Origin of the sequence: Martinezella tropici, from assembly GCF_008370325.1 — a bacterium.
Lineage (GTDB): Bacteria > Pseudomonadota > Alphaproteobacteria > Rhizobiales > Rhizobiaceae > Rhizobium > Rhizobium tropici_B.
Genome location: NZ_VNIP01000010.1, coordinates 107,182 through 127,897, shown reverse-complemented (window position 1 = coordinate 127,897; position 20,716 = coordinate 107,182). Strand labels below are relative to the sequence as shown.

At 60.4% G+C, this 20,716-nt stretch carries 25 protein-coding genes; 9 read left to right on the top strand and 16 right to left on the bottom strand.

Annotated features, from left to right (window positions below):
- Positions 1 to 37: 37 nt before the first annotated feature.
- From FP026_RS19505 to FP026_RS19485, 5 genes are all read right to left on the bottom strand, one after another.
- The gene (locus FP026_RS19505) at positions 38 to 445 is read right to left on the bottom strand and encodes a hypothetical protein (protein WP_149636268.1); all 408 of its coding nucleotides are present in this window, start codon (positions 443 to 445) and stop codon (positions 38 to 40) included.
- Between the two features lie 124 nt (positions 446 to 569).
- Positions 570 to 1,241, bottom strand: coding sequence for a phosphoribosylformylglycinamidine synthase subunit PurQ (purQ, locus tag FP026_RS19500; protein WP_149636267.1), 672 nt, complete (start codon positions 1,239 to 1,241; stop codon positions 570 to 572).
- A gap of 103 nt (positions 1,242 to 1,344) precedes the next feature.
- Positions 1,345 to 1,587: a phosphoribosylformylglycinamidine synthase subunit PurS gene (purS, locus tag FP026_RS19495; RefSeq protein WP_112339946.1), complete on the bottom strand. Its 243-nt coding sequence runs from the start codon at positions 1,585 to 1,587 to the stop codon at positions 1,345 to 1,347.
- Between the two features lie 17 nt (positions 1,588 to 1,604).
- A complete protein-coding gene (gene purC, locus FP026_RS19490; RefSeq protein WP_007696300.1) occupies positions 1,605 to 2,369 on the bottom strand; it encodes a phosphoribosylaminoimidazolesuccinocarboxamide synthase in 765 nt (254 codons plus the stop codon).
- Positions 2,370 to 2,634: 265 nt separating this feature from the next.
- The gene (locus FP026_RS19485) at positions 2,635 to 3,189 is read right to left on the bottom strand and encodes an RBBP9/YdeN family alpha/beta hydrolase (RefSeq protein ID WP_149636266.1); all 555 of its coding nucleotides are present in this window, start codon (positions 3,187 to 3,189) and stop codon (positions 2,635 to 2,637) included.
- A 170-nt stretch (positions 3,190 to 3,359) separates the two neighbouring features.
- Here FP026_RS19485 and FP026_RS19480 point away from each other — a divergent pair, with 170 nt between their 5' ends.
- Both FP026_RS19480 and FP026_RS19475 read left to right on the top strand, forming a co-directional pair.
- Positions 3,360 to 4,166: a DUF2189 domain-containing protein gene (locus FP026_RS19480; RefSeq protein WP_149636265.1), complete on the top strand. Its 807-nt coding sequence runs from the start codon at positions 3,360 to 3,362 to the stop codon at positions 4,164 to 4,166.
- Between the two features lie 128 nt (positions 4,167 to 4,294).
- Positions 4,295 to 4,717, top strand: a complete 423-nt coding sequence (locus FP026_RS19475) for a low affinity iron permease family protein (protein WP_149636264.1) — start codon at positions 4,295 to 4,297, stop codon at positions 4,715 to 4,717.
- 28 nt (positions 4,718 to 4,745) lie between these two features.
- Here the strand turns inward: FP026_RS19475 and FP026_RS19470 are convergent, their stop codons facing one another.
- The 5 genes from FP026_RS19470 to FP026_RS19450 form a co-directional block, all read right to left on the bottom strand.
- Positions 4,746 to 5,156, bottom strand: a complete 411-nt coding sequence (locus FP026_RS19470) for a hypothetical protein (protein WP_246665390.1) — start codon at positions 5,154 to 5,156, stop codon at positions 4,746 to 4,748.
- Between the two features lie 121 nt (positions 5,157 to 5,277).
- Positions 5,278 to 6,579 carry an adenylosuccinate lyase gene (purB, locus tag FP026_RS19465; protein ID WP_149636263.1) on the bottom strand — a complete coding sequence of 434 codons (1,302 nt, stop codon included), beginning with the start codon at positions 6,577 to 6,579 and terminating at the stop codon, positions 5,278 to 5,280.
- A gap of 132 nt (positions 6,580 to 6,711) precedes the next feature.
- A complete protein-coding gene (locus FP026_RS19460; protein ID WP_149636514.1) occupies positions 6,712 to 7,203 on the bottom strand; it encodes a hypothetical protein in 492 nt (163 codons plus the stop codon).
- Positions 7,204 to 7,219: 16 nt separating this feature from the next.
- A complete protein-coding gene (gene rpe, locus FP026_RS19455; protein ID WP_113332575.1) occupies positions 7,220 to 7,906 on the bottom strand; it encodes a ribulose-phosphate 3-epimerase in 687 nt (228 codons plus the stop codon).
- 141 nt (positions 7,907 to 8,047) lie between these two features.
- Positions 8,048 to 9,130, bottom strand: a complete 1,083-nt coding sequence (locus tag FP026_RS19450) for an ABC transporter substrate-binding protein (protein WP_149636262.1) — start codon at positions 9,128 to 9,130, stop codon at positions 8,048 to 8,050.
- Positions 9,131 to 9,298: 168 nt separating this feature from the next.
- Between FP026_RS19450 and FP026_RS19445 the strand changes: the two genes are divergently transcribed.
- Genes FP026_RS19445 through FP026_RS19415 form a run of 7 tightly spaced genes read left to right on the top strand, consistent with a single transcriptional unit; the run spans position 9,299 to position 14,992 of the window.
- Entirely contained in the window at positions 9,299 to 9,793 is a 495-nt protein-coding gene (locus tag FP026_RS19445; RefSeq protein ID WP_149636261.1) for a flavin reductase family protein, read from the top strand.
- Positions 9,794 to 9,812: 19 nt separating this feature from the next.
- A complete protein-coding gene (locus FP026_RS19440) occupies positions 9,813 to 10,742 on the top strand; it encodes an AAA family ATPase (RefSeq protein WP_149636260.1) in 930 nt (309 codons plus the stop codon).
- Between the two features lie 3 nt (positions 10,743 to 10,745).
- Positions 10,746 to 11,990: a vWA domain-containing protein gene (locus FP026_RS19435; RefSeq protein ID WP_149636259.1), complete on the top strand. Its 1,245-nt coding sequence runs from the start codon at positions 10,746 to 10,748 to the stop codon at positions 11,988 to 11,990.
- Between the two features lie 10 nt (positions 11,991 to 12,000).
- Positions 12,001 to 12,330, top strand: coding sequence for an XdhC family protein (locus FP026_RS19430; RefSeq protein WP_047633158.1), 330 nt, complete (start codon positions 12,001 to 12,003; stop codon positions 12,328 to 12,330).
- Positions 12,330 to 13,037 (top strand): XdhC family protein, encoded by a 708-nt coding sequence (locus FP026_RS19425; protein WP_149636258.1) that lies wholly within the window; start codon positions 12,330 to 12,332, stop codon positions 13,035 to 13,037. The genes FP026_RS19430 and FP026_RS19425 overlap by 1 nt, the downstream gene beginning before the upstream one ends.
- On the top strand, positions 13,034 to 14,668 hold the full coding sequence (locus FP026_RS19420; RefSeq protein ID WP_149636257.1) for an NTP transferase domain-containing protein: 1,635 nt from the start codon (positions 13,034 to 13,036) through the stop codon (positions 14,666 to 14,668). Before FP026_RS19425 ends, FP026_RS19420 begins: the two co-directional genes overlap by 4 nt.
- A gap of 3 nt (positions 14,669 to 14,671) precedes the next feature.
- Positions 14,672 to 14,992: a TfoX/Sxy family protein gene (locus tag FP026_RS19415; protein WP_149636256.1), complete on the top strand. Its 321-nt coding sequence runs from the start codon at positions 14,672 to 14,674 to the stop codon at positions 14,990 to 14,992.
- 12 nt (positions 14,993 to 15,004) lie between these two features.
- Here FP026_RS19415 and FP026_RS19410 read toward each other — a convergent pair whose 3' ends face one another.
- From FP026_RS19410 to FP026_RS19385, 6 genes are all read right to left on the bottom strand, one after another.
- The gene (locus FP026_RS19410; RefSeq protein ID WP_149636255.1) at positions 15,005 to 15,637 is read right to left on the bottom strand and encodes a DapH/DapD/GlmU-related protein; all 633 of its coding nucleotides are present in this window, start codon (positions 15,635 to 15,637) and stop codon (positions 15,005 to 15,007) included.
- 69 nt (positions 15,638 to 15,706) lie between these two features.
- Positions 15,707 to 16,129 (bottom strand): NUDIX domain-containing protein, encoded by a 423-nt coding sequence (locus FP026_RS19405; RefSeq protein WP_149636254.1) that lies wholly within the window; start codon positions 16,127 to 16,129, stop codon positions 15,707 to 15,709.
- 37 nt (positions 16,130 to 16,166) lie between these two features.
- Positions 16,167 to 17,684, bottom strand: a complete 1,518-nt coding sequence (locus FP026_RS19400; RefSeq protein ID WP_149636253.1) for a DEAD/DEAH box helicase — start codon at positions 17,682 to 17,684, stop codon at positions 16,167 to 16,169.
- A 197-nt stretch (positions 17,685 to 17,881) separates the two neighbouring features.
- Entirely contained in the window at positions 17,882 to 19,198 is a 1,317-nt protein-coding gene (locus tag FP026_RS19395) for a M23 family metallopeptidase (protein ID WP_149636252.1), read from the bottom strand.
- A gap of 115 nt (positions 19,199 to 19,313) precedes the next feature.
- Complete coding sequence (locus tag FP026_RS19390) at positions 19,314 to 20,144, bottom strand: ferritin-like domain-containing protein (protein WP_149636251.1); 831 nt, start codon at positions 20,142 to 20,144, stop codon at positions 19,314 to 19,316.
- 4 nt (positions 20,145 to 20,148) lie between these two features.
- Positions 20,149 to 20,631 carry a peroxiredoxin gene (locus tag FP026_RS19385; protein ID WP_149636250.1) on the bottom strand — a complete coding sequence of 161 codons (483 nt, stop codon included), beginning with the start codon at positions 20,629 to 20,631 and terminating at the stop codon, positions 20,149 to 20,151.
- Between the last annotated feature and the right edge of the window lie 85 nt (positions 20,632 to 20,716).

Sequence of the window (20,716 nt, the reverse complement as noted above, 5' to 3'; positions counted from 1 at the left end):
CTTATTCGCCGGTAACAGAACCGCGGCGGCGAAACCGTTATTGGCAGCCCTTCGAACCCGCAGCCCAACGATTGACGTCGCCCGTGATGCGGCCGCCGGAAGCGCCTGACATCATCGGACCGAAGGCCTGCAGCTGTGCGGGATTGCCTTCCGCTTGCACAACGAGCGACGGCCGGCCGGTCGGATGTTTCTTGTCGACCACAAGAATGCGCGGGCGACCGGTAAAGGAGTTGAGCTCCGGAGAGAGCTGATAACCGGCGAAGGCCGGGTCGGAGGACTTAAACCAGCAGGCGCTGGCATTGAGCATGACACGTTCCATCGTCGTCAGGGCGGTGCGATCAACCGTAACAGCGGTCGGTGCGCGTGTGCCGCAGGACGTGACGAGAAGGCCGACAGCCACAAGAGCAGCAGCAGAATAAAATCCGGTAGCGAGGCGAGGGCGCATCAATCTCTCTTCCAATGGATGGGTTTGGGCTGCTCTAGCCGATGATATGAAAGGAACCTTCCAACGCACTTATCGGACAAAGCGCCGGTCAGTTCGCAATTCCACGTTGGTGTGGATGATCGCCTCAGGCGGCGACCACACCGAGCGCGGAGGCGAACAATCCGCGGCCGTCGCTGCCGCCATGGGCGGCCTCAATCAGATTTTCCGGATGCGGCATCATGCCAAGCACGTTGCCCTTAGCGTTCATCAGGCCGGCGATATCGTTGACGGAGCCGTTGGGGTTCGTGCCTTCCGCATAGCGGAAGACCACCTGGCCGTTGTCTTCGATCGCCTTCAGCGTCTCGGTATCGGCGAAATAGTTGCCGTCGTGATGCGCGACCGGGCTGCGGATAACCTGACCCTTGGCGTAGGCGGCGGTGAAGTCCGTCTCGGCATTGACAACTTCCAGCTTCACTTCGCGGCAGACGAATTTCAGCGAGGCGTTGCGCATCAGCGCGCCAGGGAGCATGCCGGCTTCGAGCAGGATCTGGAAACCGTTGCAGACGCCGAGAACCTTGACGCCCTTGTCGGCCTTGTCCTTGATCGCCTGCATGATCGGCATACGGGCGGCGATTGCACCACAGCGCAGATAATCGCCGTAAGAGAAGCCGCCGGGAATGACGATCAGGTCGACATCCGGGATTTCGGTTTCGGTCTGCCAGACCGTCACCGGCGCATGACCGGAAATCTTGGTCAGTGCCGCAATCATGTCGCGATCGCGATTGAGGCCGGGGAGTTGGACGACTGCTGATTTCATGATGCTGGTCCCGCAATAGGCGAAGAGTAATCGCTGGAATGGGCTTCGTGAGCCATACCTCATTGCCTCAGGCAAAGAAAGGATGGCTCGCGAAAGAGGACAATCAGTCGATCGAAATGCTGAAGTTCTCGATCACCGTGTTGGCGAGAAGCTTTTCGCACATGGCTCTGAGGTCCGCCTCGGCCTTGCCCTTGTCAGCGCCTTCCAGCTCGAGGTCGAAGACCTTGCCCTGGCGGACCTGATGGACGCCGTCAAAGCCGAGTGCGCCGAGCGCGCCTTCGATTGCCTTGCCCTGCGGATCGAGAACGCCGTTCTTCAGCGTGACGGTTACACGAGCCTTGATCACGATTGTCCTTTCTGAACTTACTTGACGAGAACCGGGCCCGTGCCGCGCACGGGTTCGTTTTCATTGATAATGCCGAGGCGGCGCGCCACTTCGGAATAGGCTTCGACCAAACCGCCCATATCGCGGCGGAAACGATCCTTGTCCATCTTCTCGTGGGTTTCGATGTCCCAGAGGCGGCAGCTGTCCGGCGAGATCTCGTCTGCGAGGATGATGCGCATCATGTCGCCTTCGAAGAGGCGGCCGCATTCGATCTTGAAATCGACGAGCTGGATGCCGACGCCGAGGAAAAGGCCGGTCATGAAGTCGTTGACCCTGATGGCGAGCGCCATGATGTCATCGAGCTCGGCCGGATTGGCCCAACCGAAGGCCGTGATGTGCTCTTCGGAGACCATCGGGTCTTCGAGCGCGTCGGACTTGTAGTAGAACTCGATGATCGAGCGCGGCAGGACCACGCCTTCCTCGATGCCGAGGCGCTTGGCGAGCGAACCGGCGGCGACATTGCGCACGACGATCTCGAGCGGAATCATTTCCACTTCCTTGATCAGCTGCTCGCGCATGTTGAGGCGGCGGATGAAATGCGTGGGAATGCCGATCTTGTTCAGATGGCTGAAAATATACTCGCAGATGCGATTGTTCAGAACACCCTTGCCATCGATGACTTCGTGCTTCTTCTTGTTGAAGGCGGTGGCGTCGTCCTTGAAGAACTGGATCAGCGTGCCCGGCTCAGGCCCTTCATAAAGGATCTTGGCCTTGCCCTCGTAAATACGGCGGCGACGGTTCATTGGTATTGTTCTCTGTCTTTGGCGCTTACGGTATAGCGCAAGTGGATCATATGTGGGCGTCCCCATAACGGATAAGAAGCGAATTCACAATCCGCCTGCGCCTCCTTCCTCGGAATTCCGGCCTTGACGGGGTGCCAATGCTGGGAATCGGGATCCTTTGCTAGCCTGTTTTACAGGCTTTTATCTGACGATGGAATGAAGGTGCCCGCTACTTCACAGGCTAGTGAGGCGCGGCGCGCTTCTACCCACCGTTGCTTCGGCGCAATCAAGGCTTCAGCTGGCTGAGGAACTTGGCGAAGACCATCGTGCCTTCGGGCCAGGGGCCATGCCCGGATTCGGTATTGATATGGCCGGCTTCACCGGCATCGATCAGCAGTGAACCCCAGCTGTTGGCAACATCATCCGCATGCTCGTAACTGCCGAAGGGGTCGTTGCGGCTTGCGATGGTAACAGAGGGAAACGGCAGGGGATCGCGAGGATAGGGGCCGAAGGTCATCAGATGCTTCGGCCGGATATCCGGATTGGCGACATCGGGCGGCGCCACGAAGAAGGCGCCGGCAACCTTGTTGCGGAAATGCGGGATCGCATGGATCACCGAGGGGACGCCGAGCGAATGCGCGACGAGCACAACGGGCTTATCCGAAGCGTTCACTTCCTCGGCAATGCGGGCGACCCAGTCATCGCGCACCGGCTTCGACCATTCCGCCTGTTCCACGCGCCGCGCGGTGGAGAGCTTCTGCTCCCACCGCGTCTGCCAGTGGTCGGGGCCGGAATTCGTATAGCCGGGAATAATGAGAATGTTTGCGTCGGAGGCTTTCATGATTGCGCCGATGTGGAAAACGGGAGCCCAACTGTCAAGTGAGAAAGGCGACAATTGCGGCAGAATTTGCTAATATCGCCGCTGCCGGTAGCGAATGAGGATGTCGGCAGCCATTTTGCCGCCATTTTGCGCCGCCAGCCGAGCACATCGAGGTTGAGGAGGAGAGCATTATGACGGCCTTTCACGTCATGGCAGGAGCGGACCACACATTTACCCGCCCCGCCATCCGCAAGATCGGCATTGCTGACCTCGTCGATGCCCTGAAACTGGGGCTGGACGACTTCAGCGAAAAGCCATCGCATTACGTATTCCTGTGCCTGATGTATCCGATTGCAGGCATTGCGCTTGCGATCTGGAGCACGGACCAGAACCTGCTGCCGCTGCTGTTTCCATTGATGTCGGGCTTTGCCCTGCTGGGTCCCATTGCGGCAATCGGCCTTTACGAGATCAGCCGACGGCGGGAGAAGGGGCTGGATACGTCATGGAGCCATGCTTTCGAGGTCCGTTTCTCGCCAGCCTTGCCGTCGATCATCGTCGCAGGCCTCATGCTGTTCGGCCTTTTCATCGTCTGGCTCTTCGTGGCGCAGAATCTCTACTTCATCTATTTCGGTGATGGCGCACCGCCGAAGCTCACATCCTTCGTGTCGAGTATCCTGACGACGCCCGAAGGCATAGCGATGATGTTCTGGGGCAATCTCCTCGGCTTCATCTTCGCGCTTGTCGTGCTGGCGACCACGGTCGTTACCTTTCCGCTGCTGCTGGACCGCGATGTCGGTGTCGTGGCCGCGGTCGACGCCAGCATCCGGGCGACGCTGATCAATCCGATACCGGTGGCGGTCTGGGGCCTGATCGTGGCGGCGCTGCTGGTGATCGGTACGATTCCGATCTTCGCGGGGCTGGCCGTGATCATGCCCATACTCGGTCACGCCACTTGGCACCTCTATCGCAAGCTGGTGGTGCCGACCGAGCCTCGCTAGAGGCCGGCTTGTCATTGGTTCCCGTCTTCTCGGCGGGAACCAGCGTGACCTTGCAGCGTTGATCTGCGTCCATCTCGCGAATTGAAATAAGTTCGAGAGATAGGTGAGTTCAGCCGAGGATAAGGTTCATGGCAAGGCTTAAACATATCTTCGCTCGTTTCGCCACGGTGGTTTCGGAAGGGGCGGGAAAACCGGTCGTTTTCATACTGGCGCTGCTGTCGGTCTTCGTCTGGGGCTTGACCGGGCCGATTTTCGATTTTTCCGAAAACTGGCAGCTCGTGATAAACACAGGCACGACGATCATCACTTTCCTGATGGTCTTTCTGTTGCAGAACGCGCAGACGCGCGACACGCGTGCCATCCAGGCCAAGCTCAACGAGCTCATCCTGACCAGTGCCGCAGAGAACCGCTTCATCGGCATCGAGAACCTGGACGAGGAGGATTTGAAGCATCTCGACCGTCTGGTGGAGAAGGCGGCCCGACGCGACGACAACGGCGAAAGAGGATCGTCGCAAAGATCGATCCATCGGAAAATCGGACGCGAAACGTAGACGCGCCAAGCGAATAGGCCCCAGTCGCTTAACGCTCCTGTTGCTTCGGGATCACGTAACGGTCGTGCGTGTCTAGCTCGCCGGGATTGACCGATACGACCGACCGCACTCCGGTCCTGGACACGAGAATGAACGAGTAGGGGTCCGCGGTGGCATCGTTCGCAAGAAGCAACGATCTGCCGAGCAATCGTGCCAGCCGTGCGCCACCTTCAATGATATCGGGCTGTTGACGATCCCCCGAAAGATAGATGGTCACGATTTGCGAATAGGCGTCTTCCGATGCGCCGGCGACCACGCAAGTGACGGACGCACCGCGCATTTCTCCGATGTCGTGGACGACGTCCACGCTCTGCGTGTGCAGATCGAGTAACGCCGCGATGCAGCCTCTCAGCAGGTCATCGTCCGCAGGATGTTCCAGGACTGCGTCGAACCAGATCATTGCTTGCACACCGCGCTTGCACACTGCGTTGGAATAATCGCTGCCAGGATCTTATCCGCAAAACAGAAGAAGCGGCGAGTTTTCCGCGCCGCTTCTTCAAAATCAGATCGATGGATCGGGCCTAGCCGAAAACCCGCTTGAAGATCGTGTCGACATGCTTGGTGTGATAGCCAAGGTCGAATTTCTCGCGGATATCCTCTTCGGAAAGCGCTGCGCGCACTTCCTGGTCGGCGAGCAGTTCCTCGAGGAAATCTTTGCCCTGCTCCCAGACCTTCATGGCATTGCGCTGAACGAGGCGGTAGGCATCCTCGCGGGAAACGCCTGCCTGGGTGAGGGCGAGCAACACGCGCTGCGAATGAACAAGTCCGCGGAACTTGTTCAAATTGTTCATCATATTTTCCGGGTAGACCAGCAGCTTGTCGATGACGCTTGTCATGCGGGCGAGCGCGAAATCGAGCGTGACGGTCGCATCCGGGCCGATCATGCGCTCGACGGACGAGTGGGAAATATCGCGCTCGTGCCAGAGGGCTACGTTTTCCATGGCGGGCATGGCATAGGAGCGGACCATGCGGGCAAGGCCCGTCAGGTTTTCCGTCAATACCGGATTGCGCTTGTGCGGCATGGCGGACGAGCCCTTCTGGCCGGGCGAGAAATACTCTTCGGCTTCCAGGACTTCGGTGCGCTGCAGGTGGCGGATCTCAGTGGCCAGGCGTTCGATCGAAGAGGCGACGACGCCGAGCGTGGCGAAGAACATTGCATGACGGTCGCGCGGGATGACCTGGGTGGAGACCGGCTCCGGCTTCAAGCCGAGGGCAGCGGCAACATGTTCTTCAACGCGGGGATCGATGTTGGCGAAGGTGCCGACGGCGCCGGAAATGGCGCAGGTGGCGACTTCCTCGCGAGCCGCGATCAGGCGCTGCTTGCAACGCTCGAATTCGGCATAGGCGAGCGCCAGCTTGACGCCGAAGGTCGTCGGTTCGGCATGAATGCCATGCGAGCGGCCGATGGTAACGGTATCCTTGTGCTCGAAGGCGCGGCGCTTCAGGGCTTCCAGAAGCTTGTCGATATCGGCAAGCAGCAGGTCGCTGGCGCGGACGAGCTGAACGTTGAAGCAAGTGTCGAGCACGTCCGATGAGGTCATGCCCTGGTGCACGAAGCGGGCATCCGGCCCGACGATTTCGGCCAGATGCGTCAGGAAGGCGATGACGTCGTGCTTGGTGACGGCCTCGATCTCATCGATGCGGGCAACGTCGAAGGTGGCCTTGCCACCCTTTTCCCAGATGGTGTCTGCCGCCGACTTCGGGATGACGCCGAGAGCTGCCAGCGCATCACAGGCATGGGCCTCGATCTCGAACCAGATACGGAACTTGGTTTCGGGCGACCAGATGGCGACCATTTCCGGTCGGGAGTAGCGCGGGATCATTGGCTCAAAGCTTTCTTGGCTAATGGGAAAGGAAACCTCGGCGCCCCCATAACAAAGACGAGCGGCAATCACAATGTTTGTGGGCACAATGTTTGTTGGCACAATGTTTGTTGGGCCAATCCTTGGTACGCCTCAACGTGTCCGTCGCGCAAGATAGGCGGAAACGGCGATCAGGCATAGCAGGCCGAACGGCAGAAATAGGGGCAAGCCGAGAATGGCGAACTGGTAAACGGCGCTGGCGCCGGTGTACAGGAACTGGAATGTCCAGATGAGCGAGCCGAAAGGCGCATGCCAGCGCGAATAGAACCAGCGATAGTCCATGGCAAAGAGAAACGCCGTCATGGCCGCCGTGCCGATAGAGAGCGCTAGAAAGAAAGCAGCGAAGCGCGCGCTTGTCGGGCGGTTACGGATGACGCGCCGGGTGAGCGGCACGAGAATGGGCCAGGCGAGGGTGCCGCCGAAGAAGTACACCAGGGCAAGAGCCGGGAGATGACTGGTCAGAAGGCCGTTGCGCCAATAAAGCGCAACGAGCGCCGAAGCGGCCATGGCCGCACCCCAGCATAGCGCACCGCCCAGAACTTCAAGGCAATGCGAGGCGACGGTCCGTGTCCGGCCCGCCACGATGATGGCATTGGTCGGATTAGTTTGATCCAACGCGACCTCGTTCGGCGGCTGCCCGGAGATCACCGATCGTTTGCCGGTAGGCATCGACAGATTCGCCCTTGAAGATCGCCGAACCGGCAACGAGGACATTGGCGCCGGAAGCCGTGATCAGAGGGGCCGTTTCAACGGAGACGCCGCCATCGACTTCGAGTTCGATCGGGCGGTCACCGATCAGGGACTTGGCGTTGCGAATCTTGTCGGCCATGGCCGGAATGAACTTCTGGCCACCGAAGCCCGGATTGACCGACATGATCAGGATGAGATCGATATCGTCGAGGACGTTTTCCAGCACGGAAAGCGGCGTTGCCGGATTGAGGGTGACGCCGACCTTCTTGCCGAGATGACGGATGGTCTGCAGCGAGCGGTGCAGATGCACGCCGGCTTCGGCATGAACGGTGATGCGGTCGCACCCGGCCTTTGCGAAGGCTTCCAGATAGGGATCGGCGGGCGAGATCATCAGATGGCAGTCGAAGGTCGCGGTCGTATAGGGGCGCAGTGCCTTGATGACATCGGCGCCGAAGGAGATGTTCGGCACGAAATGCCCGTCCATGACGTCCAGGTGGATCCAGTCGGCTCCGGCTTCGGTCACGTCCTTGACTTCCTGTCCGAGCTTGGCGAAATCGGCGGCGAGGATGGAAGGGGCGATACGGATCGGCAAGGTCATGGGATAGCTGAGCTCCAACTGATTTCTACAGCGCCGCGCGTCACCTGTGACGCGCTGAGGCCGCTGTAGCGCTTTAAATTATGCAGTGGTGTCTGGATTAGCACCGCTGTCGCGGGCAAACAACCGCCCGAACGGATCGCCTTAGTTCGACGGCGTCGTCACCGGGACGAAAGCATTGCCGCGCCATTCCAGCAGGCGATAGGGGTTTTCGGTCAATTCGTGGTTCTGTCCGAAGGTGATCGGGCCGATCGCCGTCTGGAATGCCGTGTCGACGAACTTATCGGCGACGGGCTTGTTTTCCGCCTTGGCGCCTTCGGCTGCCTGGCTGGCGATCTGCGCCGCGGCCGCGGCCGGCAGGATATAGCCGTCTGGTTCGATGCCACCAGCGCGCATGGCCTGGACGGTCTGCTGTGCGGCCTGCAGGCTTGCATAGTCGGGCAGGGCGATCGCCTGCACGCCTTCCAGCAAAGGCACGGGCGTATCGGCTGCACGCATTGCGTCGCCACCCATCAGGGCCAGTTGAATGTTTTCGCTCTTGGCGTCGCGCGCGATGACGGCGACATCGCTGCGGTCGCCGCCAATGAAGACATGCGTGGCGCCGGCCTTCTTCAAGCGACGGACAAGCGCGATCTGTTGATCCTGGCCGGGTCGGTAGGTATCGGTGAAGACCGGCTTCAACCCCTTTTCCTCGAGCGCGCTACGGATCGCACCCACCAGTTCGCGACCGTGGATCGTGCCGTCTTCGATCAGTGCTATCGGCTCGGCCGTCCAGTTTTTCAGGATGGTGTTAATCGCGACGGCAGCCTCGGCGCTATCGGTGGGTGCGAGGCGGAACAGGGGCCAGCCATTCTTCAGCGCATCTTCCATCAAAATGCGGGAGCGTACGGAGATGGTAATGGCCGGGATACCGGCGTCCTTGAGGCGCGGAAGCGCGCCCTCCAATGTTTCGGTGCAAAGAAAGCCGATTGCGATCTGTGCCTTGGCGGCGATCAATGCCTCGGCGGCAGCCCGGCCACCGTCCTCGGTGCAGGGGTCGTCGATGACGGTCGCCGTATCCTTTTGGGCCTGGATCTCGAAATTGGCCCCAGTGGTGATCTCCGCGCCCAGCGTTGCGAAATTGCCGCCCTGCGGCGCCACCACGCCGATATGGATTCCTGCGGCGTAGCTGCTGCCGGCCGCCGAAAGCAGTGCGAAAAGAAGCGGAAGGCGACGCAGAACATTCATCGATGGATTATCCCGGACAATTTTCTGCTCTATTTATCCGCCTGATAGGCATCGTCAAAGAAAAAGCAACAAAATCGCTCTGTTTTCAATGGCGCTATTGTAGAAAAGCTAACACCTGGCCGCCATATTGAGCGGAAGATAAGGTATCACAGGAATATGGAGACGGTGATGCTAGACAGGCAGCGTATGGATCCGGCGCTTTATCGAGATGCCATGAGCCGCTATGCGGGACATGTGCAGCTGGTGACGACGGCGCTCGGCTCGGAGCGGCGCGGGGTGACGATCACGGCTGCCTGCTCGGTGTCGGACAGCCCCGCGACGGTTCTCATCTGCGTCAACAACAGCAACGTCAAGAACGAGATCTTCTTCAATAGCGGCATTTTTGCCCTGAATACGCTCGGTGCCGATCACCAGTCCCTAGCCGACGCCTTTTCCGGGAAGACGCAGCTGACCACCGACGAGCGCTTCGCAACCGGCAAGTTCGAAACGCTGGTGACAGGCGCGCCTGTCCTCAGCGACGCGCTTGCTGCTTTCGATTGCCGCGTGATCGAGATCAAGCAAGCTTCCACGCACAACATCATCTTCGGCGAGGTGATGGCCATACGCTACAGCGAGCCAAAGCCGGCATTGCTCTATATGAACCGGGGCTATCACACGCTATAACCCCTTCAAGGGAGTTTTCATGGCGGATCAGACATTACCTTCGCTACCGGGTTCCATCGATGAAACGATGGCGCTGCTCGGCGCCCATGACTATCTGGCCGGACGTGCGCTTGGCACGGTCCTGTTTCTCGCATTGAAGATGAGGCGGCCGCTCTTTCTCGAAGGCGAGGCCGGCGTCGGCAAGACCGAAATCGCCAAGGTTCTGTCGAAGGCGCTCGATCGGCCGCTGATCCGCCTGCAATGCTATGAGGGACTGGATGTTTCCTCGGCTGTCTATGAATGGAACTATCCGGCGCAGATGCTGGAAATCCGTCTCGCGGAAGCCTCCGGTCTTACCGACCGCGACCGCATCGAGGCTGATATCTTCTCCGAGCGCTATCTTATCCGCCGGCCGGTGCTGCAGGCGCTGTCGGGTGTCGGTGGGCGCGCGCCGGTGTTCCTGATTGACGAGCTTGATCGCACCGATGAGGCTTTCGAAGCATTCCTGCTGGAAGTGCTCTCCGATTTTCAGGTGACGGTGCCGGAACTCGGGACGATCCGCGCTGCCGAGCCGCCCATCGTCATCATCACCACGAACCGCACGCGCGAAGTTCACGACGCTTTGAAGCGGCGCTGCCTCTATCATTGGGTCGATTATCCTGAGGCCGAGCAGGAACTCGAAATCATCCGCCGCAAGGTGCCGGGATGTAATGAGGTGCTGTCGCGCCAGATCGTCGCCTATGTGCAGAAGCTGCGTGCGCTCGATCTCTTCAAAAATCCGGGCGTCGCCGAGACGATCGACTGGGCGACCGCCCTGACGGAACTCGATCGGCTGGCGCTCGATCCGGAGACCGTTTCGGATACGCTGGGAACGCTGCTGAAATACCAGGACGATATCGCCCGTATTCAGGGTACCGAGGGCAAGCGTGTATTGGACGAAGTCAAATCCGAACTGCTTGCGGCGGGATGAGCCATGGAGCCGGGCGCGCAGGATGGCATCATCGTTGCGCCGTCACCGCCTGGTGACGGGCGCCTCGCCGATAATATCGTGCTGTTCGGCCGGGTGCTCCGCAAGGCCGGCCTGAAGATCGGCCCAGGAGCGATTGCCGATGCCATCGAGGCGGTCGAGGCGATCGGCATCGGTTCCCGCGAGGAGTTCCATGCCGCCCTCTGTTCCGTCTTCGTCAAGCGGCATGAAGATCTTGCTGTATTCGATGAGGCATTCCGGCTGTTCTGGCGCTCGCGCGATCTCATCGCGAAAATGATCGCGATGATGTCGCCGGTCGCGCCCGATTACCGAGAAAAAGAAAAGCCGAAGCCGGGCGAGAGCCGGGCAAGCGATGCGTTGCTCAATGACCGCAACGACCAGCGCCCGCAGCGCGAAACGCCTGACATCGAAATCGATGCACGATTTACCAGTTCCGGCAGCGAGGTGCTGCGCCGTCTGGATTTCGCACAGATGTCCGCCACGGAGATAGCTGTCGCCAAGAAGGAGCTGGAGAAGCTGCAATTGCCGCTGGACCGCGTGCGCACGCGCCGCTTCGCCCCATCCCGCACAGCGGCCAAGGTCGATCCGCGCGCGACGATGCGTTCAGCCCTGCGAACCGGAGGGGCGCTGATCCTGCCGCGCTTCCGGGAACCGAAGGAAATCCAGCCGCCACTGGTCGTCCTCGCGGACATTTCAGGCTCGATGAGCCAGTATACGCGCGTCTTTCTGCATTTCCTGCATGTGCTCACCGAACGGCGCCGGCGTGTGCATACGTTTCTGTTCGGAACGCGCCTGACCAATGTCACCAGAGCGATGCGCCACAAAGACCCGGATCAGGCGCTGGATGAATGCGCGGTGGCGGTGCGCGATTGGTCTGGCGGAACGCGGATCGGCGAGACGCTGAAGGAATTCAACCTGATATGGGCGCGGCGGGTGCTGGGGCAGGGCGCGATCGTGCTTTTGATCACCGACGGGCTGGAGCGCGAAGGCGTGGAATTGCTCGGCGCGGAGATGGATCGCCTGCATCGCTCCTGCCGACGGCTGATCTGGCTCAATCCGCTCCTGCGATTCGAGGGTTTCGAGGCGCGCGCCCGCGGCGTAAAAGCAATGCTGCCGCATGTTGACGAATTCCGTCCGGTTCACAATCTATTATCTCTGGCCGATCTTGTATCGGCCCTCACAGCCGGCCGCGCGGATACCTATGATCCACGACGGTTTCTCGGCAAATAATGAGGCTCCGATGTCAGATATATCCGAAAGTCTGGATCCGCTCGTGATTGCGGAGGAATGGGTATCGGCGGGCCGCAACGTGGCCATGGCAACTGTTGTCGATACTTGGGGTTCGGCGCCACGCCCGTCCGGCAGCCATCTCGTTATCGACGGCGAGGGTAATTTTCACGGGTCCGTTTCCGGCGGCTGTGTCGAAGGCGCCGTCATTACCGAGGCTCTCGACGTCATCGAGACCGGCAAATCACGCATGCTGGAATTCGGTGTTGCCGATGAAACGGCCTGGCGCGTCGGCCTTTCCTGCGGCGGCCGCATCCGCGTCTATGTCGAAAGGCTTGCCTGATGGACCGTCAGATATTGGCGCGGCTGAATGAGATGAGGCGCAGGCGGCAGGCGGCTATCCTCGTCACCGATCTCTCCGGTGGGCCGGACAGGCTCATTGTCGAAGGCGACGCGCTGGAAGGCGCGCTTGCCGATGCTGTTTCGGCGGCATTCCGTTCGGGCAAGTCCGCAGCGCTTGAGGTGGACGGACAGAGCCTGTTCTTCAACGTGCATCTGCCGCCGCCCCGCATCGTCATCATCGGCGCCGTGCATATCAGCCAGATCCTGGCGCGGATGGCGGCGCTTGCCGGCTTCGACGTGACGATCATCGATCCCCGCACCGCCTTTGCGACACCGGAGCGCTTCGAGGGGATCGACCTCATCGCAGATTGGCCGGTCGATGCGCTGAAGGAGCGTCCGCTGGATAGCTATATGGCGCTGGTCGCCGTGACCCACGATCCGAAGATCGATGATGAGCCAATCATCCAGGCGCTGAGAACGGGCTGTTTCTACGTAGGGGCGCTCGGCAGCCGCAAGACGCATGCGGGTCGTCTGGAGCGCTTGAGGCGCGAGAGGTTGGGCGAAGCGGAGCTTGCCCGTATCCACGCGCCGATCGGGCTTCCTATCGGCGCCGCCAGTCCGGCCGAGATCGCCGTCGCCATTCTGGCTGAGATCGTCGGCTCCCTTCGCGGGCGCGACGTATCTTCGCCAAAGGGCGGCACGTTATGATCTTCGGCGAATTTTCGACTACGGAGGCGGAAGGCGCGGTTCTCGCGCATTCCGTCCGGCTGTCCGATGGCAGCCTTTCCAAGGGACATAGACTTGCCGGCGAGGATATCGAACGGCTCGCTGCCGCCGGGATCGAGCGCGTTATTGCCGCGCGGATCGAGCCGGGCGATCTCATGGAAGATGAGGCAGCCGACCGGCTGGCGCGGTCCGTCGCTCCCGATCATCTGACTTTCTCCGAGGCTGCCACGGGACGGGTCAATGTTCACAGCGCCGTCGATGGTCTTTTCGTTGCAGATCGCGCAGCGGTCGATCGGATCAACAGCGTCGATCCGGCGATCACCCTTGCCTGTCTCGCAGATCATGTGCCCATCCGCGCCGGCGACATGGTCGCGACCTTCAAGATCATTCCGCTTGCCGTTTCGGGAGCCAAAGTCGCCGAAGGCGTCGAAATTCTGCGGCGCATGCCGGTCTTCGAGGTCAAGCCGTTCGTGCCGCACGCTATATCGCTCGTCGCCACCGAACTGCCGTCGCTGAAGGCCTCGGTCATGGACAAGACGGCACGGATCCTGTCGCAGCGGCTGCAGTCGTCGGGCAGCGTATTGCAGCGGGAAGAGCGGGTTGCTCATAGAGCGGGTGCTGTCGCCCACGCGATCCGCCGCGGCTTGGCGGCACCCGACCAACTGCCCAAGCTGGTGATCGTTTTCGGGGCATCGGCCGTCATCGATGCTGGCGACGTCATTCCGGAAGCGATCCGGCTTGTCGGCGGCGAGGTGATCCAGGTCGGCATGCCAGTCGATCCCGGCAATCTGCTGGTGCTCGGCAGCGTGGGCGACGTCTACGTCGTCGGGGCGCCCGGATGCGCGCGCAGCCCGAAGGAGAATGGTTTCGATTGGGTGCTCGATCGTATCTTAGCCGGCGAACGACCGGCGTCGCGGGATATCACTGGCATGGGCGTGGGAGGGTTGCTCATGGAAATTCAGTCACGGCCGCGGCCACGCGATATGGTTGCCAAGCCGGCCGCGCAGATATCGGTTGCCATCGTGCTCCTGGCTGCTGGGAAGGCAAGCCGCATGGGTGAGGGTGGCTCGCACAAGCTTCTGGCGGAGTTCGACGGGGTGCCGCTGGTTCGCCGTTCGGCATCGATTGCCATGGCAAGCGGCGTATCGGATATCGTAGCGGTCACCGGGCATCGCCGCGAGGAGATCGAAGACGCGTTAAGCGGTCTTGCCGTCGAATCGGTATTCAATCCGGATTACGCCTCGGGCATGGCGAGTTCGCTTGTTGCGGGCGTTGGTACGCACGCGGCGCAAAAGGCCGATGGCGTTCTTGTCATGCTTGCCGATATGCCTGGGGTCACCAGCGACGATCTAAAAAAACTGACTGCCGCTTTTCGCAAGGCGAATGGTCAGGCGATCGTGCGGGCGGTATCCGGCGGCAAGCGCGGCAATCCCGTTATCCTGCCGAGATCCGTTTTGAACGCCGTGATGCGACTGGAGGGCGATGTAGGCGCCCGACATATCATCGAAACCTCAGGGCTTCCCGTTGTTGACGTGGAGATCGGCGAGGCTGCACATCTCGATGTCGATACGCCCGACGCCGTCGTCGCGGCCGGCGGTATTTTGAAGGGGTAGGGAATGGACAATACCGATATCGAAGAGATGTTTCAGTCTCTCGGGCCGATCACCATCAAACGGATGTTCGGCGGCAAGGGAATCTACCACTTGGGTCGAATCCTGGCGCTCGAAGTGGACGACGAGATTCTATTGAAGGCGGACGATGCCAGCGCTTCCGAATTCGAAGCAGCCGGCGCGCGGCGCTGGGCTTACGAGGGCAAGAAGGGCAAGCCGATCAACATGCCCTACTGGTCGATACCCGACGATGCTTTCGACGATCCAGATGTGATGGCGCGGTGGGTCTGGCTCGCCTATGAGGCGGCATTGCGCTCGGATAAGTAGGGCAAGTGCGTCCTACGCCCAGCGCTCGCAAAAGGCCTCGATATCGCTTGACTGAAAATCCGCGAGCCGTCCCATGATGGTCTCGAATGGCCAATCCCACCAGGCGATCGACGTAAGTCTCTCTGCAATGGTTCGCGTGAACCGCTCGCGGATGAATTTGGCGGGAACACCACCGACGACGGTATATGGCTCGACGTTTTTGGTGACAACGGCGCCTGCCGCGAGTACGGCGCCGTCTCCAACCTTCACGCCTGGCAAAACAATGACCCCGTGACCGATCCAAACGTCGTTACCGATGACGACGCGATCCTGCTTGCGTCGATCAAAAAAAGAAGTGTCGCGTACGGTGTCCGCCGAGTAATATTCCGGGCAATAGGTGAAGCGGTGCATGGATGGGCGGTCCATCGGGTGATTGGGGGCGCCGATCCTGACTTCTGCGGCGATAGCGCAGAACTTTCCGATCGTTGCATCACCCACAATGCAGCGAGGACCTAAATAGGAGTAATCCCCGAGTTCGACGGTATGCAAAGACGTGTCGGCCAGGATTTCGCAGCATTTGCCGACGCTCGAATCTCTTATGCTCGCCGTTGGGTGAATAACGGTCTCGGCGATCTTGGGGCGATTTTCCTGTGCGGTCGATGGCATTTACGGTCTCCAGATTTCGGCCTGCCTAACTGGAGACGATGAAAGATATGTGACGCCGGGCTTCAGGCGTCAGCGGAAATCGTCTTCGCTCAAATGGGCAATAGTTGCCTTGGCGAATTCGGAAAGCTGAGCCGGCAGCTCGTCGCGGCTGAACCAGCCGAAATCGGAGAGCTTGTCCGGCTCCATCAAGCGCGGTTCGCCGGAAAAATCCCTGCAGATGTAGATCAGCGAAATCCAGTGCTGTTGGTCGGCCTCGATGATGACTTCCTGCGTACAGAGATAGTCGATCCTGCCGATGGAGAGGCCGCTTTCCTCTTCCGCTTCGCGGACCGCGGCCTTGGCGGCCGGCTCCATATGATCGACCTTGCCGCCGACGATGCTCCACAAGCCGGATTCCGGTGCCTTGAGGCGCCGATAGAGCAATAGTTTGCCGTCCCGCAAAATTGCGAGACCGGTTCCTAATCCTGGGAAATCGATGCCGGGCTTACCCAATGCTTGGATCCCCAGATGTACGTCTATATGGGGTCTATCAGGCCTTGGCGTTTGCTACGATGAGCATGAAAGCCGGGATATCGTCGCCGAAGCCGACAGGGGTCGGGCCGTCATCCTGGTCGCGATAGCGGTTGCGGCGTTCACGATTGTCATCGTTGGCAGCAGGGAAGGGCCGGTGGCTGTTGCGAGAACCGTTGTGGGATTTGTTGTTGTTCTCAGACTTCCGCTCGTTTCTCACGCTTTCGGCCTTTGCTGGTGCTGCTTCGATCGCTACGACGCCATTATCCTCGACGTCGATATCAGATTTATGACTCGGGGCACTCCGACCCCTGGGGCTGCGATCCCGATCGCGGCCCTTGCCCTTCTGGTCGCGGCGGCGGGAGGAACGGTTGTCGTCCCCGCTCTCTTCCGCTGGCGGAAGCGCCGAAAGGTCGCCGTTCAACCACTGGACGTCTTCACCGATCAGCTTCTCGATCGCGTCGACGTGCTTGGTGTCGCGCTTCGTCACGATGGTGAAGGCTGCGCCGGAGCGACCGGCGCGACCGGTGCGGCCGATACGATGGACATAATCTTCCGAATGAATCGGAACATCGAAATTGAAGACGTGGCCGACATCGGGAAGATCGAGACCCCGGGCTGCGACGTCGGAGGCGACGAGAAGCTGGATCTGTCCGTCACGGAAGTTCTGCAACATCGTCGTGCGCGAGCGCTGGTCCATGTCGCCATGTAGGGCACCGACAGAGAAGCCGTGGCGTTCGAGCGAGCGGAAGAGATCGGCCACATCTTTCTTGCGATTGCAGAAGATGATCGCGTTCTTGAGATCTGTCTGGGCGCGGATGAGATCGCGCAAGGTGGCGCGCTTCTCGTAATCCTTGCCATGCGAGGCAACGAAGCGCTGCGTCACGGTCTTGGCCGTCGATGCCGGCTTGGCGACTTCGACGCGTTCCGGATTCTGCAGGAAGCGATCGGCCAGCTTCTGGATTTCCGTCGGCATCGTGGCCGAGAAGAACAGCGTCTGGCGCGTGAAGGGAATGAGCTTGGCGATGCGCTCGATATCGGGGATGAAGCCCATGTCGAGCATGCGGTCGGCCTCGTCGATGACGAAGATCTCGACGGCGCTCATTAGCAGCTTGCCGCGCTCGAAATGATCGAGCAGGCGGCCAGGCGTGCAGATCAGCACATCGGCGCCGCGCTCCAGCTTGCGGTCCTGATCTTCGAAAGACACGCCGCCGATCAACAGGGCGATGTTGAGGCGATGGTTCTTGCCGTACTTCTCGAAGTTTTCGGCGACCTGGGCCGCCAGCTCGCGCGTCGGCTCCAAGATCAGCGTGCGCGGCATGCGCGCGCGGGCGCGGCCCTTTTCGAGCAGCGTCAGCATCGGCAGCACGAAAGAGGCCGTCTTGCCCGTTCCGGTCTGGGCAATGCCGCAGATGTCGCGGCGCTGAAGCGCAAACGGGATGGCACCGGCCTGGATCGGAGTCGGTGTGGTGTAGCCCGCGTCAGTTACCGCGGAAAGGACTTTTTGGCTCAGGCCAAGGTCAGCAAATGTTGTCAAAGGGAAATCTAATTCCGTCTTGGTTCAGTCGAACACTATGAGTCGACACGCAGGAACGTGCCGCAACGCAGCGCGACATAGAACCAAATACCCGTGAAGTCAAGGAAAGCAGGCGCTTCAACGGACCTGAAGCTCATTCATAACGCAATTTTTGGATTAGTGCCATCTTTGTTGCGCGTTTGTCACAATTCCGGCAGCTAAATTGCGCCCAATCCGCTGATGTAACTTGCGAGTTTCGTGCCGGCATTGATGAAATACATCGGGTCTACCGGATGCCCGTTCTCGCGGACTTCATAATGCAGATGCGTTCCAGTCGAACGTCCGGTACTGCCGGCAAGGCCCACGACGGCGCCCGCACCGACCTTGTCGCCGACCTTGACGAGAACCTGCTCCATATGGCCATAGCGCGTTGAGATGCCGTCGCCATGGTCGATCTCCACCATATTGCCGTAACCGCCCGTCCATCCGGACGCGATGACCTTGCCAGGGGCAGTGGCTTTAATCTTCTCGCCGGGGCTGAAATGGAAATCCGTGCCGGTGTGGAGTGCCAGCGTGCCGAAGAATGGGTCCTTGCGATTGCCGAAGGGGCTGGTGATGAGCTTGCCCGCTGCCGGATTTCGGAAGGGCAGGCTTTCGGCCGCACCCCGCACGGTTTCCAGATGCGTCAATGCTGTATCGAGGTCCGCCATCGACCGTTCGAACTGATCCACATTTTCAGGCGGCACGTAAGGTCCGCCCACGCCGTTGTCCGCATCCTCGCCCTTTGCGAGCGCGACCTCGTTCGGAATCTTGATCCCGACATTGTGCATGATCGTCTGGATTTCATTCGCTGTCCCGGAGGCATCGGCCGTGAGGTTACGGATACGGGTCAGTTGATCCTGTTCGACGTGCTTCAACGACAACGTCACCTTCGAGAAGACGCGATCGGCGCGATCGGCGACCGTTTCCGGTGCGGGGACATAGGCGAGCGTGGAGTTATCGGGTGTCACATCGGCCGGCTTACCCCCCAAAAGAAGCTTCTCGATCGCCTTCGGCGCGGTCAGCTGGGCATGTTCGTTGCCGGGGACGGCGGCATTTGCGTCGGGATGCTGGCTCTTGTCGGTAAGGCCGGAGCTTTCGGCCCTGTCGAGCAAGGTGCCGAGTTTGCCGTTGCGGGATGAAAGCTGCTGTTGTTGCTCGATCAGCTTGTCGACCTTCTCTTCCACGACCTGTTGGTCGAGGAGCTGGCGGGACGTCACGCGGTCGACCTGGGCGCGCAAGGCGGCGATACGATCTTCATAGTCATATTGCATGCGCGCCTGGCGGGCCATCGTCGCACCGATCAGATCGTCGCGCAGCACGAGATAGGACGTGGCAAGCAGATAGCCGATCGAAAAGATCCCGGTCAGGCAGACGGCAATGGCGGCCATCCATGGACGCACGGTCATATGGCGCACCGTATCGCCGCTGGCGACGATAATGGTGTGGTGTCGCTGCTGCTTGCCGAAAACCCGATTTTGGGGCTTTGCTATCACCGAGAATCTCCCAATCGATGCCTTATGGCATTGATTTGAAGTACACGGCATTATGGTTAACGAATACTTTCCGGCGCATCGTTAAATACCGGAAAAAGCCTGTAATGTTAGGGGATTATGCGCTGTTCGTAGAGGTTAACGAGCGATAGAAGGATGGAGTCAGTCCCGCTTCCGCCCTTGCGATGTCGTTGAACGGCGCTTTGAGGGAGCCGCGGAAGTTGGCGCGCACCAATTCCTGGAAGGTGCGGGCCGGATCGCGCTTCTCCCGTGCGCACAGGAATCGGAACCATTTGGCACCGACGGCGACATGGCCTTTTTCATCATTATAGATGACGTCGAGGATGGCGGCGCTCTCCAGATCACCGGTTTCGCGCATCTTCGCCTGCAGCGCCGGCGTTACGTCCAATCCCCTGGCTTCGAGGATCAACGGCACGACGGCGAGGCGGGCGGTCAGATCGGTGCGGGTCGCATGAGCTGCCTGCCACAGGCCGTCATGAGCCGGCAGATCGCCATAGTCCACGCCCAGTTCGCGCAGCCGCGCCCGCACCATGCGGAAATGCTTGGCTTCCTCGAAGGCGACCTGCATCCAGCCGTCGAAGAATGAATTCGGAACCGGCCCCGTCGCGAAGCGTGCGACGATATCCAGTGCCAGGTCAACGGCGTTCAGCTCGATATGGGCGATAGCGTGCAGCAGTGCGATGCGGCCCTTGAGCGTATGCAGGGAGCGCTTCTCCATATGCTTTGGCGGCACCAGATCCGGCTTGTCGGGGCGGCCGGGGCGATCGGCGAGCGGCGGATCGAGCGGCGAACGCAGCGACAGCGTGCGGGCAAACCAGCGTCTTGCCGATTCCTGGGCAAGCTCGGTCTTCTGATCGAGATCGGCCGCGCGGATGGCGGCGATGGCGCCGCCACGCAGCGATGTGATCGGTTCGAGATTGTCCTTCATGCCGTCAAAGTTCCATCGCGGCGGCCAGAACGGCCTCGGCGTGTCCTGCGACCTTGACCTTGTCCCATATTCTGGCGATGTGGCCATCGGCACCGATCAGGAAGGTGGAGCGCACGACGCCCATATAGGTGCGGCCATACATGCTCTTCTCCCGCCAGACGCCATAGGCCATCGCCATGGTCTTTTCCTCGTCGGAGGCGAGCGGCACGGAGAGCGCATACTTCTTGACGAATTTGTCGTGGCTCTTGACCGGGTCCGGAGACACGCCGAGGAGGGCGACGTCAGCCTTGGCGAAAGCGGCTGCGAGCGCCGTGAAGGAAATCGATTCCGTCGTGCAGGCCGTGGTGTCGTCCTTGGGGTAGAAATAGACCACCAGCGGCTTCCCGGTAAAATCGGCAAGACGAATACGGCCGCTGCCATCGCGTGGGAGATCGAAATCCGGTGCTTTGTCGCCAATGCCGAGTTGAACTGGAAAAACTTCCGCCACGGGAAAACCTTTCTTTTGCCGGTTTTTTAGATGACACTTGAGGGAAGCCATATATACTGCCCGCGTGTGCCGTCCAATGGGACGC

Excerpts from the sequence above, each read along its gene's own strand:
- FP026_RS19505 (WP_149636268.1), bottom strand. The coding sequence starts at position 445 with ATGCGCCCTCGCCTCGCTACCGGATTTTATTCTGCTGCTGCTCTTGTG.
- purQ (WP_149636267.1), bottom strand. The coding sequence starts at position 1,241 with ATGAAATCAGCAGTCGTCCAACTCCCCGGCCTCAATCGCGATCGCGAC.
- purC (WP_007696300.1), bottom strand. The coding sequence starts at position 2,369 with ATGAACCGTCGCCGCCGTATTTACGAGGGCAAGGCCAAGATCCTTTAT.
- FP026_RS19485 (WP_149636266.1), bottom strand. The coding sequence starts at position 3,189 with ATGAAAGCCTCCGACGCAAACATTCTCATTATTCCCGGCTATACGAAT.
- FP026_RS19480 (WP_149636265.1), top strand. The coding sequence starts at position 3,360 with ATGACGGCCTTTCACGTCATGGCAGGAGCGGACCACACATTTACCCGC.
- FP026_RS19475 (WP_149636264.1), top strand. The coding sequence starts at position 4,295 with ATGGCAAGGCTTAAACATATCTTCGCTCGTTTCGCCACGGTGGTTTCG.
- FP026_RS19470 (WP_246665390.1), bottom strand. The coding sequence starts at position 5,156 with ATGATCTGGTTCGACGCAGTCCTGGAACATCCTGCGGACGATGACCTG.
- purB (WP_149636263.1), bottom strand. The coding sequence starts at position 6,579 with ATGATCCCGCGCTACTCCCGACCGGAAATGGTCGCCATCTGGTCGCCC.
- rpe (WP_113332575.1), bottom strand. The coding sequence starts at position 7,906 with ATGACCTTGCCGATCCGTATCGCCCCTTCCATCCTCGCCGCCGATTTC.
- FP026_RS19450 (WP_149636262.1), bottom strand. The coding sequence starts at position 9,130 with ATGAATGTTCTGCGTCGCCTTCCGCTTCTTTTCGCACTGCTTTCGGCG.
- FP026_RS19445 (WP_149636261.1), top strand. The coding sequence starts at position 9,299 with ATGCTAGACAGGCAGCGTATGGATCCGGCGCTTTATCGAGATGCCATG.
- FP026_RS19440 (WP_149636260.1), top strand. The coding sequence starts at position 9,813 with ATGGCGGATCAGACATTACCTTCGCTACCGGGTTCCATCGATGAAACG.
- FP026_RS19435 (WP_149636259.1), top strand. The coding sequence starts at position 10,746 with ATGGAGCCGGGCGCGCAGGATGGCATCATCGTTGCGCCGTCACCGCCT.
- FP026_RS19430 (WP_047633158.1), top strand. The coding sequence starts at position 12,001 with ATGTCAGATATATCCGAAAGTCTGGATCCGCTCGTGATTGCGGAGGAA.
- FP026_RS19425 (WP_149636258.1), top strand. The coding sequence starts at position 12,330 with ATGGACCGTCAGATATTGGCGCGGCTGAATGAGATGAGGCGCAGGCGG.
- FP026_RS19420 (WP_149636257.1), top strand. The coding sequence starts at position 13,034 with ATGATCTTCGGCGAATTTTCGACTACGGAGGCGGAAGGCGCGGTTCTC.
- FP026_RS19415 (WP_149636256.1), top strand. The coding sequence starts at position 14,672 with ATGGACAATACCGATATCGAAGAGATGTTTCAGTCTCTCGGGCCGATC.
- FP026_RS19410 (WP_149636255.1), bottom strand. The coding sequence starts at position 15,637 with ATGCCATCGACCGCACAGGAAAATCGCCCCAAGATCGCCGAGACCGTT.
- FP026_RS19390 (WP_149636251.1), bottom strand. The coding sequence starts at position 20,144 with ATGAAGGACAATCTCGAACCGATCACATCGCTGCGTGGCGGCGCCATC.